This is a genomic window from Mesorhizobium sp. J8, from assembly GCF_016591715.1.
Lineage (GTDB): Bacteria > Pseudomonadota > Alphaproteobacteria > Rhizobiales > Rhizobiaceae > Mesorhizobium.
The window spans coordinates 5,898,013-5,916,003 of record NZ_AP024109.1 but is presented as its reverse complement, the minus strand read 5'-3'; the positions used below and the strand labels follow the sequence as shown (position 1 = coordinate 5,916,003).

Sequence of the window (17,991 nt, the reverse complement as noted above, 5' to 3'; positions counted from 1 at the left end):
TTCAAGCTTACCAATTAAGGTTTACGCAAGGTTTACGAGCGGATCGCTTGGCTCGGGAGTAGGATCGGTTTGGGCACGCAGTTTGGACAGGGGGCGGTTCTCCGCTGGGTATTTTGAGTCTCGACAGAAAATCCAAGATTGTCAGGGAAGCGCTTCTCGCCTGCCGCCGCTATTTTCTGTTCGCGGCGGTGTTCAGCCTGGCGATCAACCTGCTTTACCTCGCGTCACCGCTGTACATGCTGCAGATCTACGACCGTGTCGTCACCAGCGGCAGCGAGACGACGCTGGTGATGCTCACCCTCGTGCTGCTGGCCGCTTTCCTGGCGCTTGCCGGCCTCGACCTCGTGCGCGCCGCGATCCTGACGCGCGCCAGCGCCCGGCTCGACCGGCTGCTTTCGGCCAGGATCCTGGCGACCTCAGTCGAGACTCCGTCAATGGGCGCTGCGCAAAGCCAGCCGATCCGCGATTTCGACATGTTCCGCCAGGTGATCACCGGCAGCGGCATCCATGCCCTCTTCGATCTACCGTGGTCGCCCATCTATATCGGGGTTATCTTCCTTCTGCACCCTTGGCTGGGTTTCTTCGCGCTGGGTTCGTCGCTGATCCTCATCGCCATGGCGGTGCTCAACGAACACATCGTCAGGTCACCGCTGAAGCAGGCCAACGACCTCGCCACCGCCAACTACAATTTCACAGAAATGAGCCTGAGGAACGCGGAAGTCGTCCGCGCCATGGGCATGATCGACGGCCTCGTCCGCCGCTGGGGGCGCGACCGCAGCATGGCGCTCCGCCGGCAGGGACAGGCCAGCGACCGGGCGGCGCTGATGTCGGGGATCATCCGTTTCCTGCGCCTTACCATGCAGTCGCTGATCCTCGGCCTCGGCGCCTATCTGGTCATCGAGCGGCAGATCACCGGCGGCTCGATGTTCGCGGCGAGCCTGCTTCTGGGCAGGGGGCTGCAGCCGGTCGAGCAGATCGTTGGACTGTGGCGCAGCCTGATCCTGGCGCGTGCCGCGCTCGGAAGGGTCGAGAATCTGCTTGACGGCAGAGCGCAAGGGGAACGGTCGTTCAACCTTCCCAAGCCCACCGGCAAAATCGCGGTCGAACAGCTTACCTTCGCCATTCCGAACCTGCAGAAGGTGCTGTTGCGCGATGTCTCGTTCAAGCTTGAGGCCGGCGAGGCTCTCGGCATCGTCGGACCGTCCGGTGCCGGTAAGTCGACACTCGCCCGTCATCTCGCCGGCATCATGCAGCCGAGCCGGGGCACGGTCAGGCTGGATGGCGCCGACATGACGCAATGGGGCAGGGAAGCGCTCGGCGACCATATCGGGTATCTGCCGCAGGACATCGAGCTGTTTTCCGACAGCGTGGCCGCCAATATTGGCCGCTTCAAAACCGATGTCGACCGCGAGGTGATCGAGGCCGCTCGGCTCGCTGGCGTGCATGAAACGATCATCCGCCTGCCGCAAGGCTATGAGACACAGATCGGCGAGGGCGGCGCAGTGCTGTCGGGCGGTTACCGGCAGCGCATCGCGCTTGCGCGCGCAGTTTTCGGCTCGCCAAACCTTATCGTGCTCGATGAACCGAGTTCCAATCTTGACGCCGACGGCGACCGTGCGCTCGCCGAATGCGCGCTGGAGCTCAAGCGTCGCGGTAGTACCGTAATCATCGTCTCGCACAGGCCCTCGACCTTGGCCAATGTCGACAAGATCCTGCTCCTCAGGGATGGCAGTGTCGAGGCCTTCGGCATGAGGAACGAGATCGTGGCGCTGCTCAACCAGCGCGCCGCGCCGATGGCTGTGGCAACCCAATGACCGATGTCGCCGCCACGTACCGCAGTCTGCCCGACGTCGTCAACGCGGGCGCCGACGCGGATTCGATCCGAGGGCCCGTCTGGGTCGGTTTGCTCATCATCGCTGCGTTCTTCGGCGTATTCGGCGGCTGGGCGGCGGTCGCGCCGCTCAACGGCGCCGTGCTTGCCGACGCGATGGTGAAGGTCGAGGGCAACCGCAAGAGCGTTCAGCACTTCGATGGCGGCACCGTGAAGGAAATCCGCGTGAAGGACGGCGACATCGTCAAGGCAGGCGATGTGCTGGTCGTGCTAGACGACACGCGTGCCCGTTCGGAGTTCAACCTCTACTCCCAGCAATATGCGCTGCTGCGCGCAACGGATGCGCGCATTCGCGCCGAGCTCGACGGCAGCGCGGCGGTCGCCTTCCCCAAGGATATTGCCGCTGAGCATCAGGGCTATCTGCAGGACGCAATGGCCAACCAGATCACCGACCTCGAGAGCCAGCGCGCCTCGATGGCCGGCGCCACGAAGATCCTGCAAAAGCGGATCGCCGAACTCGAGGAGCAGATCGAGGGCAAGGAGGCGCGCGTGGAATCTTACCGCGCGCAGCTCAAGTCGACCGTTGACGAGAAAGCGGGTCTAAACAAGCTGCTGAAGGCCGGTTTGACGACGCGCACCCGCATTTTGGAACTCGACCGCTCCGCATCCGACCTGCAGGGCCTCATAGACCAGGCGCTCGGCGAGATTGCCGGGAATCGCCAAAACAAGGCGGAACTCCAAAGTCAGATCGCGCAGCTGACCAATGAGCGTCGCGCGAAACTGTCGGCCATGTTGATCGACACGCAGTCGAACCTTTCCGACCTTGTGCCGAAGATGTTTGCCGCGCAAGCCACCGTGAACCGGGCCGAAGTGCGCGCGCCCTATGATGGCCAGGTGATGGACCTGACGGTCTTTTCGACCGGCGCGGTCGTCACCCCCGGCCAGACCATCCTCGACATCGTTCCGACGAGGAATTCGCTGATCGTGCAGGCCCAGGTCCGGGTCGAGGACATATCCAGCCTGCGCCAGGACATGACGGCCGAAGTCCGATTTACCTCCTACAAGCAGCGCACGACACCGGTCATCCGCGGCCGCGTTACTCGCATCTCGGCGGACCGTGTGACCGACGCCAAGACTGGTTTTCCGTATTATGTCGCCGACATTGCGGTGGACCAGCGGGAACTCGCCGCGACACCACAGATCCAGCTCTATCCCGGCATGCCGGCGCAGGTTACGATCGTGACCGAGGAACGCACCGCGCTGGATTATGTTCTGGGACCACTGACGGCGTCCTTGCACACCGCGTTCCGGCAGAAGTAGGCCATGCTACTATCACCGCATGCGATGTTGGCGCCCTGCCGAAGGTCTGATTCTGTCAGAAGTATACTGCGGAATTCGAGCAGACGCGCCTCTCCATGAGATCTAGCGGCGTAGAGAGGCCGAGGAATCATACAGGGACGATGGCGTGCGCTTGCCGAAATTGGCGCGCAACGCCCGCCAACTGGAGGCTTTTCGAACTTTCTGTCTGGCACTTCCAGCCGAATTGCTGGCGCTTGCGAAGGAGATTGGAAATTCTGAATCCGACACGGTGCAAGCTTGATCGGCACTGGCTGTGCGGGGCGAGACGGTCGAGGGACACCGTAAACAGCGGTGCGTACGTGTGCTGAGGGGGAGCTTTCAACCGCGGAAACTCGGCTCCGAATCAAGTCCCCGCAACCAATTTTATCATAAATCAATTACCGTCCCCGTCTAACCGGGGCGGCTTTTGTTGGATGGGTGTGTCTAGCCTACGTCGTTGAGGATTTAGGCCAACGGCGAATTCACCATCGTTGACGGCCAAATCCCAACCGAAGAATGCAATCCACACGAAATCAAAATGAGGAAGCGTGACGTTGCCCCCAGTTTCTATCCAGTTTTGAGTTCGTTCTGGCCCATCGAGAGGACCAGGACATGAAGCGCAGCCGCTTCTCTGAAGAGCAGATCATTGGAATTTTGAAGGAGCATGAGGCCGGGGTCTCGGTCGCCGCGCTTATCGGCGGACACCCGCATGTCAGCGCCCGCACCCTGTCAGAGTTGCTGCTCCCAATTCTACGGCTCCTGCAGTCCGAACGCCAAGTGACTGCTGCCCAGGGCGCGGCCACCGCCGCTACAGTGGCGGCCAAGCAGACCAGTACGCTTGCCGCCAGCCTGGATGAAGCGCGCCGTCGACTTTCCGAACAGGCGACGCAATTGCAGAATGCGCTCAATGAAGCCGCGCGGCTCAATCGCGCACTGACCGAGCTTACTCACGATTTAGAACAGCGCGTCGAAACGGCTTTGGCCGAGCGTCGGCTTCTCGCCGAAATTGTCGAGAATAGCGACGCGTTGGTGATGGTGGTGGATCTTGAGTATCGCTGGCTCGCTATTAACCGGACCGCTGCAGATGAGTTCGAGCGAATTTTCGGCTGGCGACCCGAGGTGGGGACGAATATGTCCGATCTCATTGCCGGCCGATCCGAGAACAAGGCCGCCATCAAGGGGCTTTGGAGCCGCGCGCTCGGCGGCGAGGAGTTCACTACAATCGAGGCGCTTGGCAATCCGGGGCGCGATCAGCGCCACTACGAGATGAAGTTCAGCGTCCTGCGCGACAAGGATGGACGCCGCATCGGAGCCTACCAGTTTGTCTATGACGTGACCGATCGTCTCGAGGCGGAAAAGCGGCTCGCCGAGGCGCAGGAGGCATTGCGGCAATCCCAAAAGATGGAGGCTGTCGGCCAACTCGCTGGGGGTATCGCCCACGATTTCAATAACCTGCTCACAGTCATCATCGGCGGATTGGGGCAGTTGGAGCGAGGGATCGCGTCAATTTCCGACCAGAACCTGACGACCCGATTGCGGCGCTCGTGCGAGATGGCACAGCAGGCGAGTCAACGCTCGGCCAAGCTCACCGCGCGTCTGCTCGCCTTCTCGCGACGCCAACCGTTAGATCCCAAGCCGATCGATGCCAATAGGCTCATTGCGGACTTGGCAGACATGCTGGCGCGGACCTTGGGAGAGGAGGTTCGCCTAGAAGTTATCACAGCGCCCGGTCTCTGGATGGCGCACGCGGACGTGAACGAACTCGAAAACGCAATCTTGAACCTGGCGGTCAACGCCCGGGACGCCATGCCGGAGGGCGGCCGCCTCACGATCGAGACAGGGAACACCTTCCTCGATGACGATTATGTTTCGACAATTGCAGAGCCCGTCGCCGCAGGCCAGTACGTACTGATCGCTGTGACCGACACCGGGGTGGGCATGGATGCCGGCACGCTCGCGCGCGTCTTCGAGCCCTTCTTCACGACGAAGCCCGTTGGCCAGGGCACGGGCCTTGGGCTAAGCCAAGTCTACGGGTTCATTCGCCAGAGCAATGGACATGTGCGCATCTATTCCGAACTTGGCCAGGGCACGACGGTGAAGCTTTATCTGCCAAGATTTGCAGCGTCGGCGCAACCGGACCGACACGCGCCTGATTCCACGGGGAGACTCGGAGGCGATGAAACGATTCTTGTTGTCGAGGACCACGACGATCTAAGGAGCTATTCCGTCGGCGTGTTGCAGGAACTCGGCTACCGCGTTCTTGAGGCGCCGAACGGCCCAGCGGCGTTGGATCTCCTCACTCGCGTCGACCGTGTTGACTTGCTCTTTACCGACGTCGTGCTCCCTGCGGGAATGGATGGACGACGCTTGGCTGATGAAGCGTTGCGGCTCAGGCCGGAATTGAGGGTGCTGTTCACGACGGGCTACTCGCGAAATGCCATTGTGCACAACGGCCGGCTGGACCCGGGCGTCCAGCTGTTGCCTAAGCCTTTTACTTTCGATGCACTTGCCGCCAAGGTCCGATCCGTTCTCGACCAGCCTAAGACTACTCTATAGGCGTTTTCCCGCCCTTAAGGGCGGCTGACGCATTGGTGGTGCGACCGGCGTTTTTGCTTCCCCGAACCACTTCGGTTCAGCAGTCTTCACGATTACCAAAATCCAAACTAAATCCAATTCGACTTGTCGCAGCCCGCGTCCGAATTATGGGAAAAGCGCCGTTACCCCGACAGCTTGTTTAGGCGGAGCCGAGAAGGCTGCTATAGCCCGAAGGCACGCAAGACGGCGAAAGCGAGCTGGAAATGGTGAAGCGCCACATCCGGGGCAGGACTTGAGCACATTGCAGGCCAGTATCAAATCATCGAAGAGATTAAGCTTTCCCAACCCAGGAATCGGAAGAGATGTGGCAACGCTGCTGGACTTTCTGCGCCAGCACGAAACGCATTTGGCGCCCTCCGAGAGAAGTTAGGCCTGCCAAACCAAAAGTGATGCACTACCGTGGCGGGGGGCTATCTTGACAGCCTGCGATAGCACAGGCCAACCTCGCGCAGTTTAGGGACTATCGACCTTGGGGAGTTTCTATGAAGAAGACCTATGAGAAGCCTGTGCTTGTTCGCAAGGCGAAACTCTCCGCTATTGTCGCAGGGCCGTCAGCGCCGCCTCCGCCCTGACGTGATCTCAGCAGATGAAGATCTACATAGCCCGCTGGCTTCGGCCGGCGGGTTTTTGTTACCCGGAGCCCCAACCCCGAACTGTTCCGCTGACTAGATGTTTGGGCCCGGCGTGCTGCCGGAGTTGACCGTGGCGCTCGTAGTAGAAGCGCGTGACGATAGCGTCCTTAATGGTGCGGTTCATCCTTTCGAGCTGCCCATTTGTCCGCGGGTACCTGGCCTTACCGACGATTCTGCGCTTGACGGGATCTTCCTTGCACCGCTGCCTGCCCACAAACATGGGGGAACATTCCACGCGAGATTAGGTTCAGTCGCCGTGACGCATGCCCCTCCCAAGCATTGCATTGGGACTGTCGAGTCATCCTCTGCGAGAAATGCCGCGCTGCCGCCAACTCTAACACCCGAAGCAGCGGAAGCGCGGGCCTTCCTGTCCGTGGAACTTTCGACTGGCCGTCGGTTTAGCCGCGACCCAATTTCACCTCGGCGACGTCATCCTTGTAGTCTTCCTTTGGATCACCCACGCCCAGGAACATCTTCACGCCGGCGACAAGGCTTGACGCATCCTTCCAAACTTCAGCTGAGCCAGGATCGAAACGCAGCAGGCATAGCTTCGGATCGTCCTTTCCGCCTTCGAACCACGCCGCCACAAAGCGATTCCAAAGCCGCTCGATCAGTTCCGGATCGTTGCGCACCTCCAACGTGCCATCTACCGTCGCGAATAGGTCATGGCCTTTCGCGGCGTAAATCAACTGCGCCTTGGGGGCAGAATCCGCTGCTTTCGCAAGGTCCGTCTCTTTGGAAGTGAAAAAGTAGATCACAGGCTGCGCGCCATCAAACTGCGCGGTCATAGGCCGGGGCCTCACCGATCCGGCCCCCACCATGGCCGTCATGTCGGATCGGATTGAATGCCAAAATTTATCGACAAACTCGTTATTTTCCTGCATCTCCGGGATACCTCCATTCCGCTAGAGCCAACGTTGCCTCTCATCGATTGTTCCCGTCCGCACAGTCTCGCCGTGCGGGGGGCGACAATCCGGTTAAGGCTCGACAGCCGGACGGTACCCCCAAGCGCTGTCATAGGTCTTCGAGCAAGAACCGGCACAGCAAGGGGCTGCGGCGCACGCCGAGAGCATGGCGAAGCTCATCCGCATCGGCGACGAGCGCGCAAAGGCTTTAGAACTGTCGACTTAGGTCGGCGGCTTCCCGCACTCCATGAAAGTCAAGCCGAGCGGCTGCGCCGCGAGATCCGACTATTTCTGGGTGTATCCATCAAAAGATAATTTGCTTGGCGGCTCGATCTGCCAGATCGGCGCGATGTACATGAGCAAAGTAGAATATAGCCAATCTTCGGGGTGTGCCGTCTGTCATGGCGGCGCCAAGATATTTGTTTGCAGCCGGTGGGAGACTTCGGGCGGAACCTGCTGTCCGGCTGGAACGCACAAGCAAGGTTGCCCGGGGCGAACAATGACGTGCACCTACTGCGGGGCAACCAACGTCAGAAGGTGGGTGCCAGCAGATTGAGGTGCGACATGCCGCCCGGCGCCGACCCGGCACGCTGCTGCTCCATCCTAACGGGACCACCAGATGGAGAAGCTTCTCACGCCCGGCGAGCCGTGCGCGCTATTCTGCACGAGGCGGCCCCGTTCAGTTTGGAGATTCTGTCGCTTCCACAGTGAGCGCGTGCGCGGGATAGCGTGCAGAGCAGCGGAAGGGCTGGACTTTGGTCATAGCAGCGGCCTGACAGTTCCACGTGTTGGGGTGCGTTGGCCTGAACCGCCGGGCCTAGCCGGCTCGGGTTGGGAGTCGGCCGACAGCACGTTAAATTGGCATTCGCGCATGGATGCATCACTCATTTGATGCATACCCGCCGATTTTTGCCTCTCTTAAGGTATTTGAAAGGGCAGGTGAATTAGCGTTATCTAATGCGATTTGCCGCGGTGCTCTTTGGTTGGGTGGCATTCTTTGGCTGGGATTTGACGGCCAATGATGGTGCGTTCGTGCAAACGATCGGTACCCGGATTGTTCATCTCATGCACCTGACGGGCCTCCTCTGAGGCAGTCCAGCTTGTCGAGCGTGGAAAGATTGCGTGCCTCATAGATCATCTCCGTCGTCGGGGCGATGTTCCCTGATGCTTCCAAAATCCCGATAAATCCCGTCGTCGGGGTGCTTTCTCTCATGCCAGGCGATCGACCATAACCGGTCTCTTGGAGCTCCTCCAGGACGCGGACTCGATCAGGATCGGTGGAAATTGCGCTTTGAGAAGGCTTGACTGCATCTACCCCACCGTCGCGATAGGCTCATAGGCATGTATCGTGGGACATCTCTTATCCCCGCAAGGCTTGCAGAAGCAACATCGCGCAACGTACGCAAGGGCTGCGTAGAGAGACAACGGCACCAGGAGGCCTTGAATTAGCCTATTATGAAGGGCATCAGCGCTGCGGCGATGTCGGCACAGCGCAGACCCGACCGGTACTCGATTGCTCATCTGATGCGCACCGGCTGGTTCCGCCAAGCCTACATCAAGTCGCAGGCTTACTACCGCACGAAGCTTCTCTTGACGCACCGGCGCAACCTGAAGGCCAAGTTCCTCGACCTGGAGAACGCCATCCGGCACTCGCTGAAGGCGTTCGACATTCGCCTGAGCAAGGTCGGACGGGCGGCTTTCGAGCAGGCTGTGCGCACTGCGGCGGCAGACGATCCGCTCTCGGCCGAACTGATGGACGCCATGCTGACGGCGCGCGCGGCACTGTGGAAACAGTATTGCCGGCTGCACGATGTCGTCGTGAAGATCGTCGCCCGCAACGAGACCTGCCGGCGCTTCATGGCCATCCCGGCGTCGGGCCGGTGACGGCGCTCTCGTTCATGACCGCGGTCGACGACCCGTCGCGCTTCCGTCGCTCGCGTGACGTCGCGGCCTACTTCGGCTTGACCTCGCGTCGCTGGCAGTTCGGCTCGACGATCGACGTCCAGGGACGCATCTCGAAGGCCGGCGACGCGGATATGCGGCGCGCGCTCTACGAGGCGGCGTCCGGATTGATGACGCGCTTCAAGGGCGCCGACAAGGTCAAGAGCTGGGGCCAGGCGCTCGTACCACCGCAAGGCCTGTGTCGCGGTGGCGCGCAAGCTGGCGGTGATCATGCATGCCATGTAGTGCGACGGAACGCTCTATGTCGGCGATGCTGCTGCAAGCCAGGCGGATGCCGGCCGGCGCGAGCACGACAAGGCCCGCAAGCTGTTGGGGGCGCATCGATGAGCAGAAGACCGACCGTTCAAACGCATGGCGCCCGCACGCTGATGGGCGCCATCTGAGACCAAGGAGATCCGCTCCGGCGGATGAGGACCGATGCAGACCAGGAACGGCGGAACGCACGTTATCCTGCCTGCGGCCGCGCCGATCGAAAGACGGCCGGACCGCGCTCGATTGCCTGTGACGCTGCTCCGTCAGACCCATGGCAAATTGCGCCACGACGGCTCGAGCGCTGCAGAAGTGCAGCCGAAACACCCCGTCGCAGAGCGCGGAAGACTGCACGGCGCATCGGAACTCGACCTCCGAATCCCGGATCGTGACGCAGAGAATAGATTCGTATATTATCGCACTCTGGAAGAGGAACGACAATGTTGCAGAAGTCTCTCGAAGCACAGCCGATTAAGACGGCAGGATAAAAGGGCGCACATTGCGCGCCATGGCGGTCGTTTGTTTTCAATGGGCTGGGTGGCAATTTCACAATGTATGAACATTCGCTGCACCCTGCGGCGATGACGATTTCTGAATGGTTTCGGAGGCTTAACGCAATGTGCGGCGCTTCGGGGATGGCCGAGCAAATTTCAGCCGGGAAGGGTGAGTGCCGAGCGGCCGCATGCCGATGGGCCATTCATCCGTCGTCTTCGCCTCGACGGTAACGACAACGGTCCCCTCATTCGCAATTTCGCTCTTGGTCGGCTTGGTCCTGATCATCGCGACGGCCTGGATGCGCGCGCCGCCGGCACTTCCTGAAAAAGAAGCATGTCCGCCATTGGGGGCGCGGCGCCACACCCAGCAGTTTCACTATTCGTTCACATATGTGCGCCTACTAATATTGGGTGGCAGCGAATACGCGCATTTGGGATCTAATTCGGGAAATCCGCCAGGGAGCTGGCGGAAACGTTGCGACCATCTTCGCGCTGACCCTGCCCGTTGTCGTCGGCGGCGCAGGACTGGGTGTTGAGACCTCGTATTGGTATTATTCGAGCCTAAAGCTGCAGGCGATCGCCGACGCTGCCGCCTACGCCGGCGCGCTGGAAAGGGTTCAGGGGTCAGATACGACGACCATCACCGCGGCTGCCACGTCGTCAGCGGCCTCGAACGGACTGGGCAGCGGCACCATCGTCGTCAACACGCCGCCAACCTCGGGGCCGAACACTGGCAAGAAGGCGGTGGAGGTGATCCTCAACCAGAACCTCGACCGGATATTCACCTCCATCTTCACCCAGACCAAGGTGCCAGAACAGGCGAGGTCAGTCGCGCTAATCACGGACGCTTCAAAGGCCTGTGTTCTGGCGCTAAATCCCTCAGCCTCGAAGGCGGCGCTGTTTTCCGGCAACACGAGCGTTAAGCTCACCGGCTGCTCGGTCATGGCGGATTCGATTGCCAGCGACGCCATCAAGGTGCAGGGCTCGGCAGGCCTGCAGGCCGACTGCCTCATCTCTGCGGGCGGCATTTCGCTGAACAACCCGGTGACCACGGTTTGCAAGTCACCGATCACCGACGCGCTGCCCGTCTCCGATCCGTTCGCCAGCCTGCCGGCACCCGCTGCTACCAACCCCTGCCAGACCATCAACAACGGCAAGCAAGCGCAAACGCTCCAGCCCGGGACCTATTGCAGCGGCATGAGTCTGAGCGGCACCGTCACGCTTTCCCCCGGGGTGTATGTCGTCCAGGGCAATATGAAGATTAATGCCAACGCGGTTGTTTTAGGCAGCGGCGTGACCATCTTCATGGCCGGCAGCAACACCGTAAGCATTAACGGCAACGCCACCGTGACGCTGAGCGCGCCCACCTCGGGCACCTATTCGGGAGTGCTGTTCTACGGCGACAGAGCAGGCAGCAGCGCCTCCAGCACCTTCAACGGCACCGCGACTTCGCTGTTGACCGGCGCCATCTACTTTCCCAAACAGCAGGTCAGCTATCTCGGCAATTTCTCTGGCGTGAACGGATGCACGCAGGTCGTCGCCGACACTATCCAGTGGTCGGGCAATTCGACCATCAACCAAGACTGCTCAAGCTTGGGGATGAAGGACATGCCGGCCGCCCAGTCGGTTGCCGTGGTCGAGTAAATCAGCGGGACGATTGAGTATACAATCCTCGACAGACAGGCACGATCACAGAGTTGTAAGTCGTTTAGGCCTCGCCTTTTAGGTTTAGCCTCCAGAGCGGAGACTCGCGAAATCGATATTCTAACCGCTTCGCCGGGAATGGTCTTCGCCCCGCAAAATGAGGGCAACATGGCGAATTCAAAAGCTCTTTTCTGCAATGGACGCCGAAGTCTTGCGATTAGCCTTCCAAACCGAAGTCCGTGACAAGAAAATGCCCGAAGGTGAGTGGCGGCCGTTAGCCGAGGCGCTTGTCCGGACCTACACAGGGTCTCAGTCCATCGATCCTCAATTGCTGGATTGGATCGTCAGAAAGTAATGCCTCGTCGCGAAACTCCACTGCAAATTGCAGAGCCATGGCAGAGAAGGCGCGGCGCTGATCGCTCCCAGCGCACCCTCATCGACAGGTTGGCCAGGGACGGTCACCCGACCGACGAAGCGCAAGAATTCCTGAAGAACTTCTTGGAGGCCGAGGCGGAGCACATCGCTCATTTGCAGCGGCTTTTCAATTCAAACTGATCGGTGCGGTTACGCTGAAAGGTGCCCGGCTTGTCCTCTCTTGGCGGAGATGGTTCGGCTATGGAGCGTTGAACAAGCCGGGCAATGCGCTGGTTAGAGCGGTGGCGGGCTCTAAGGCCTGCGCAGGGTGAGAATGGCTGATTTGCTATTCAGCTTACAATTGCGACCTAGGTCTGATCGGCGCGGCGCATAGGTCCGATTCCCGCAACAGATGGTAAGTGCACGGCATCAGTCCCTTCTCGCCGGGAAGCGCGGCCGTCTGCATCGTTGGTGAAGAGGAAGATTCCAAAGCCATTCTGCTGCCGATGAAACCTAGTCGGGCCGGTCCGCTTATCATGGTGACACAGGATTTCACGGACCGGTCCGAGCCCCGCGTTGGGGCGGAGCAGCATATCTCAGCCAGACAGAGGCCAGGATTTCAAGATCGTTAAAACCTTCGAGCATTGACGGCGTTACGCTTCGCACGCGTGCAGCAGGAGGATGCCATTTGAGCAAACCAATAGAAAGCCGGCAAAACAGCTTCACGGCACCCGAACTGGCCGCAAAATTCGGCCTGACCCTCGATCAGGCTCGTGTCGTTATCAGCTCCAACGGCCCTTCGCGACACGGATGCGAGATCGGCGCGGCAGCGTTTCGCAATGCCCTCAAGATGCGAACCGGGCGAACGGCGCGATCGCCAGGTGTCATCACTTCACCCGAATCGACTCACGACAAGACCACCGCATGAAATGATCGCGAGTTGTCTTGAGCGCCGGCTCGTTGGGATAGAGTAAGAGGCCCGCCACGAAATGGCGGGCCTCCTACGGTAGCCGAAGTGGAATTCGGCGCCCGTTTTGATCCGGGGGTGTGGATCGCCTTGACACTTAGAGCAAACGGCGAAGCGAGACGATTTACAACTCTGTGATCGTGCCGGCCTTAGGCGCCCACCGCCCTGAAGAGACAGCGCGCTCCCGCCCAACCGTCTGCAAAGATGCACGGGAACGAATTGTCCCGAATGGCGTTTCTACAGGTTTTTTCTAAAGAGGGCTGGGGATGAGAGAACTGCCGCTGGGCACAGCTATCGCCGAGGGCAACGCCGGTGACGACGCGAAGTTTGACTACCGCGATTTCTTCGAGAACGGTGCCGTCGCACTGCACCTGGTCGGCACAGATGGCGTGATTCTTCATGCCAACAAGGCTGAACTCGAGATGATGGGCTATCCCGCGGAGGAATATGTCGGCCGGCACATCGCCGAGTTCTATCGTGACCGCGACGTGATTGAAGACATCCTGGGCCGCCTCTGCCGTGGCGAAAAGATCGTGAGGTATCCGGCGCGCGTGAGAGCCTCCAACGGATCGATCAAGCATGTCGAAATCACGTCGAGCGGCCATTTCCGCGATGGCAAGCTGATCAACACCAGATGCTTCACCGTCGATGTAACAGACCTGGAGCTTGCTCGCGGCGAGGTGAGGCGCAGGGAAAGCGCCTATTTCCAGATCCTGGATGCGCTTCCCATGGCCATCTACACGACTGACGCGGAAGGGACGATCACTTACTACAACCGCGCCGCAGCAGACCTCGCGGGCCGGAAGCCCGAAATCGGCAAGGACAAATATTACGCCACATTCAAGCTGTTCACGCCTAACGGCAAGGAACTGCCTCACGACGAATATCCGATGGCGATTGCGCTCAAGGAGAACCGGCCCGTATACGACCGGCGGGCCATAGCCCAACGCCCGGATGGGTCCTTCTTCCCGTTCCAGCCCTACCCGACACCGATACAAGACGAGGATGGCAATCTGATCGGTGCGGGCAATATGTTGCTTGACCTGACGGAGCGCGACCGGGCCGAGGATGTCCGCAATCGTCTGTCGGCCATCGTGGAATCCTCGTTCGATGCCATCGTCAGCAAGGATCTGAACACGATCATCACGAGCTGGAACCACGGTGCCGAACAGCTGTTCGGCTACACGGCCGAGGAGGCCATCGGGCGGTCCGTGACGATGCTGATACCAGACGACCGCCAGGATGAAGAGCCCCGCATCATTGAACGGATCCGCCGCGGGGAACGGGTCGACCCCTTCGAAACGGTACGACAGCGAAAGGACGGCAGCATTGTTCCAGTCTCGCTGACGATATCGCCTGTGCGCAATGCGGCCGGGCAGATCATCGGCGCTTCGAAGATCGCCCGGGATATCACGGCAACGAAGGAGCATGAGCATCGCATTCGCATGCTGATGCGCGAGGTCAACCACAGGGTCAAAAACCAATATTCCGTCATTCTCTCGATGATCAGGGAAACCAACAAGCGGGCGGACAATCCCACAGCTTTCGAACGGCAGGTTCGTGAGCGGATCATGGCCCTGTCACGCTCGCATGATCTCCTTGTCAGCGGCGACTGGAAGGGAGTGACGGTCTTCGAACTCCTGCTGTCGCAGGCTGAGCCGTTCGGCAGCGAGGGACGTATCTCCATGTCCGGGCCGACCATCGTTCTCAACCCCAATGCGGTTCAGCATATCGGCATTGCCTTCCATGAACTGGCCACCAATTCAGCCAAATACGGCGTGCTTTCGGGAGACGACGGAGCGATTTCGGTAAGCTGGGAGATTTCGGGTTCAGGAGCTCAGCGGCTATTCCGGCTTACGTGGAATGAGACAGACGGCCCAAAAGTTCAGACCATTGGACAGGGCGGATTTGGATCGGTGGTGCTGAAGCGGGTAGCTCCCCAGGCGGTCTTGGGCAGCGGCAACCTGGACTACGGCGACCATGGCATCGTCTGGACGCTGGAAGCCCCCCTGCCGGCAGTGGAGGCTTCGATTGTCAGTGGGGCCTAGAAGGGGAGAAGCGACTCGCAAAAATCTGCGAAATTGCTTAAATATGTCAACTCATCATGGCGGGTTGAGGGATTTGCCATGGAAGCGCCGATAGCTCTCGTCCTCGAAGACGAAATGCTCATCGTCCTCGACGTAGAAGCGCATTTGGCCGAAGCTGGCTTTGCGGTGATAGTGGCGCGGTCCTGCGAGGAGGCCGATCGGCTCCTCGGCGATCTCACGCCAAATCTGGCTATAGTCGACGTCGAGCTGGCGGACGGCTCATGCAACGCTATCGCCGGCACACTTGCGGAAAGAGACGTGCCATTCATAGTCCATTCCGGAACCCCTCTGGATGAGAGGACCGACGTGTTCCGCAAGGGCCATTTTCTCCTGAAGCCGGCCTCCATGCCGAAGCTCGTCGAGATTGCCAAGGCGATGGTCGAGAACTGAGGGCTATTCGACACCCAGGTGGACATTAGGCCTGCTGTGACACTCACCGGCCCACCGCGGCACGGCGGCATTGAGCCCGAAACTAAAAGACCGCGGCCGGGGTCAACGGGTAAAAGTTGGCCGTGGTCTCGACCGTACACTGACAAATTTTAATGCGCTTCCACCCTCGCGGACGCATTCTAACCATTCGTCCTCCTGAGCTTGCCTGGAGTGCTTTGTCAATAGTCAGCAATATGCGATCAGGATCGATTGCTACCACCCGGTTAGCGAAAGATGGACTAATTTCATTCATAGTCATCGCAAGTTACCGATGCCGAGGACCACGCTCCCACCAACACACTGGACTTCAGAGCGGCCGGTCTGCCTTAGGCACGAAGCAGTCAGGAGAGGATGACCGCCAAGCTCTCATCCGACCTTAAGAGCAGCTAATATGCCGGGAAACGGCGATGGCAAAGGCGCTGCTTGCCGGTATGCGTGATCGTTCCATTCGCGAATATTCGCAAGACTTCCAATACTGAACTCGGCCCTTTAGAACCGGCACTGCCGACAGTGGATATCCGATCACATCATAATTGATTGCGGAATTCACACGCTTGCCGCACTCTTTGCGCTTGGTAGCTTTCAAGGAGGAAAGGCTATGTTGTATCCGGGCCAGGTCGTCACGAGTGACGAACTCGAAATGCTTACCCGCGTATACAGGAGCATCAGCCAGGAGCGGGGTATTCCCGCAAACAGTCCGCGTTGCGAGAAAGTTGCCGTCCACATCTTCAAACTCTTTATGAACGGGCTGACGGAGGAGGATGAACTCCTGTTTGCCGTGCGTAATCGAGGCCCGCTTGTACCGGCCGACCAGATCGAGCAGGCGCACGTGAACTAGCGGCTATCGTTCCGGCACAGGATCTCATTCGACTTGGCACGCCCAAGACCTCGACCACCGGAACCGATTACGATCTGAAGACGTGGAAGCTCAATGCCGGCGTCGACGGCCTGCTGCATGAGAGCGAGGCCGGCATCCTGCTGGGCAGCAGCCTTGCCGCCGATTGAGTTAGGGTCCAAGGAGACAGACAGAGCCTCAAGGTAGCGGCCGACGCAGCGCCTGGATGAGAAAGTCTTTATATCGGGACTCTTACCGTCGGCCCGCGATGGACCACACTCTCGAGCCCTAGAACAGTTGGACCAACGGTCATCTGCCATCCAACCGGTGGACAAGTCGGACGCCTGGTCCCCCACCATTCTCCGGTATGAATTCGACGCCAGCTGATTCAAGAGCGCGGCGAAGAGCTTCGACAGTAACTTGGTTGGCCCGAAGGGGACCCGATAGCGGTTCCAAGCGCTTTATGGTCGCGGTTGAAACTTTTGATGCTAACGCCAGTTTCTTCTGATCCCATTGCAGCAGAGCCCGTGCCGCCCTCAACTGCTCACTCGTAATCATCGATTATGATTCCTATGGCATCATATGATGCTAAAAGAATTGAAAGCGCTTCCTGCATCATTTATGACTGTTCGTTGTAAAGCGGCCGAACAGGGTGGTGCGACACCCTATTCGGCCTGACCACAACCCAAGCTGTTAGGAGCTCGGATCATGGCTGATTCCGACAATACCACGCCTTTGTCTTTCGTCACCCGGCGGCGGCTGATGACGCAGATCGTTTCGGTGGCTGGATTGTGGCCATTTGGCGCTCGGGCGCGAGAGGATATTTCGATCAAGGGTCGGCAGGACGATCCAGCTCTTCGGTTGTGTGAGAGCTGGCACGAGGCTCACAGCTCGACCTTGGCGCTGTGCCAGAAACAACAGCAGTTGGAGACATATCTCGTCAAAGTGATCGGGTTTCCCTGTGCTAAGATGCAGCTTGCCGGCGGCGGGGAAAAGACGGTCCACTCCGTCGAGAGTCTCGACGAACTCTATTCTCCCGAAAACGAAGTGGCATGGGGCAGAGCGTTTTCGGAGCTAGAGGCACATCAGGCGCGCTGGGACGCTGCTGATGCCGAGATCGGGTTTTCGAGAACTGACGAACTAATACAGAGGGCGGAAGCGGCGGAACAGGCGCTCATGGATGACCTGCCGCTGACTCCGGCATGCTCCGTTGAAGGCGTCTTGGCTAAGCTCTTGGTTATCCTGCGCTACGGTGAACATTGGGAGGATTCAGACGAATTCCCCTGGCGTCACATCCGGTCGGTGCTCGATGACCTTGCCCGCTACCATCACATTGATCCGACAACCATCATCGCTTCATGCGCGCAAGGAAGGCATCAGGAGTGCAAAGGAAGCGCTGGCGTATCGGGGATTTCGCCGTAACGGCGATCGCGTGGGTGTGCTCTGGCGGCCATTGCGGAGACGACATAGGGAATCACCTTGGTTTTAAGTGTTCGAGTGTCTGCAACTGCTCTCACCAAAACCAGTTGGAACGCACGATAGTCCCGGTCAACGGGTGTCCCTTTAACTGAGCGCTATCGCCTCTCTCGGCGATTAGCTGGGAGACGAAACCGCCCGGCGCAAGTCATTGTACGCTGTGGCCCTACGACATCAACTTTGTGCTTTCCTT

At 59.6% G+C, this 17,991-nt stretch carries 10 protein-coding genes and 3 pseudogenes; 10 read left to right on the top strand and 3 right to left on the bottom strand.

Annotated elements, in window-relative coordinates:
• Window positions 1–113 precede the first annotated feature (113 nt).
• The 4 genes and pseudogenes from MJ8_RS28290 (at window position 114) to MJ8_RS28280 (ending at window position 5,725) form a co-directional block, all read left to right on the top strand.
• On the top strand, window positions 114–1,814 hold the full coding sequence (locus MJ8_RS28290) for a type I secretion system permease/ATPase (RefSeq protein ID WP_201411884.1): 1,701 nt from the start codon (window positions 114–116) through the stop codon (window positions 1,812–1,814).
• On the top strand, window positions 1,811–3,151 hold the full coding sequence (locus MJ8_RS28285; RefSeq protein WP_201411883.1) for an HlyD family type I secretion periplasmic adaptor subunit: 1,341 nt from the start codon (window positions 1,811–1,813) through the stop codon (window positions 3,149–3,151). Before MJ8_RS28290 ends, MJ8_RS28285 begins: the two co-directional genes overlap by 4 nt.
• 630 nt (window positions 3,152–3,781) lie before the next feature.
• Window positions 3,782–3,874, top strand: a pseudogene (locus MJ8_RS32845) (transposase); the annotation flags it as partial.
• A 327-nt stretch (window positions 3,875–4,201) separates the two neighbouring features.
• A complete protein-coding gene (locus MJ8_RS28280; protein ID WP_263649713.1) occupies window positions 4,202–5,725 on the top strand; it encodes a PAS domain-containing sensor histidine kinase in 1,524 nt (507 codons plus the stop codon).
• A gap of 723 nt (window positions 5,726–6,448) precedes the next feature.
• Here the strand turns inward: MJ8_RS28280 and MJ8_RS32480 are convergent.
• Both MJ8_RS32480 and MJ8_RS28275 read right to left on the bottom strand, forming a co-directional pair.
• Window positions 6,449–6,550, bottom strand: a pseudogene (locus MJ8_RS32480) (IS481 family transposase); the annotation flags it as partial.
• 244 nt (window positions 6,551–6,794) lie between these two features.
• A complete protein-coding gene (locus MJ8_RS28275; RefSeq protein ID WP_201411882.1) occupies window positions 6,795–7,280 on the bottom strand; it encodes a pyridoxamine 5'-phosphate oxidase family protein in 486 nt (161 codons plus the stop codon).
• 1,494 nt (window positions 7,281–8,774) lie between these two features.
• Between MJ8_RS28275 and MJ8_RS28270 the strand changes: the two are divergent.
• From MJ8_RS28270 to MJ8_RS28250, 5 genes and pseudogenes are all read left to right on the top strand, one after another.
• A pseudogene (locus tag MJ8_RS28270) lies at window positions 8,775–9,590 on the top strand (IS110 family transposase); the annotation flags it as partial.
• A gap of 827 nt (window positions 9,591–10,417) precedes the next feature.
• Window positions 10,418–11,650 carry a pilus assembly protein TadG-related protein gene (locus tag MJ8_RS28265; protein WP_225248063.1) on the top strand — a complete coding sequence of 411 codons (1,233 nt, stop codon included), beginning with the start codon at window positions 10,418–10,420 and terminating at the stop codon, window positions 11,648–11,650.
• Between the two features lie 1,042 nt (window positions 11,651–12,692).
• A complete protein-coding gene (locus tag MJ8_RS28260; protein WP_201411881.1) occupies window positions 12,693–12,932 on the top strand; it encodes a hypothetical protein in 240 nt (79 codons plus the stop codon).
• Window positions 12,933–13,237: 305 nt separating this feature from the next.
• Window positions 13,238–15,019, top strand: a complete 1,782-nt coding sequence (locus MJ8_RS28255) for a PAS domain S-box protein (protein ID WP_201411880.1) — start codon at window positions 13,238–13,240, stop codon at window positions 15,017–15,019.
• 78 nt (window positions 15,020–15,097) lie between these two features.
• Window positions 15,098–15,448: a response regulator gene (locus MJ8_RS28250; RefSeq protein ID WP_201411879.1), complete on the top strand. Its 351-nt coding sequence runs from the start codon at window positions 15,098–15,100 to the stop codon at window positions 15,446–15,448.
• Between the two features lie 415 nt (window positions 15,449–15,863).
• Here MJ8_RS28250 and MJ8_RS28245 read toward each other — a convergent pair whose 3' ends face one another.
• Entirely contained in the window at window positions 15,864–16,316 is a 453-nt protein-coding gene (locus tag MJ8_RS28245; RefSeq protein ID WP_201411878.1) for a hypothetical protein, read from the bottom strand.
• A 714-nt stretch (window positions 16,317–17,030) separates the two neighbouring features.
• On the opposite strand from MJ8_RS28245, the gene MJ8_RS28240 reads away from it, so the two are divergent.
• The gene (locus MJ8_RS28240) at window positions 17,031–17,744 is read left to right on the top strand and encodes a hypothetical protein (RefSeq protein WP_201411877.1); all 714 of its coding nucleotides are present in this window, start codon (window positions 17,031–17,033) and stop codon (window positions 17,742–17,744) included.
• Window positions 17,745–17,991 lie beyond the last annotated feature (247 nt).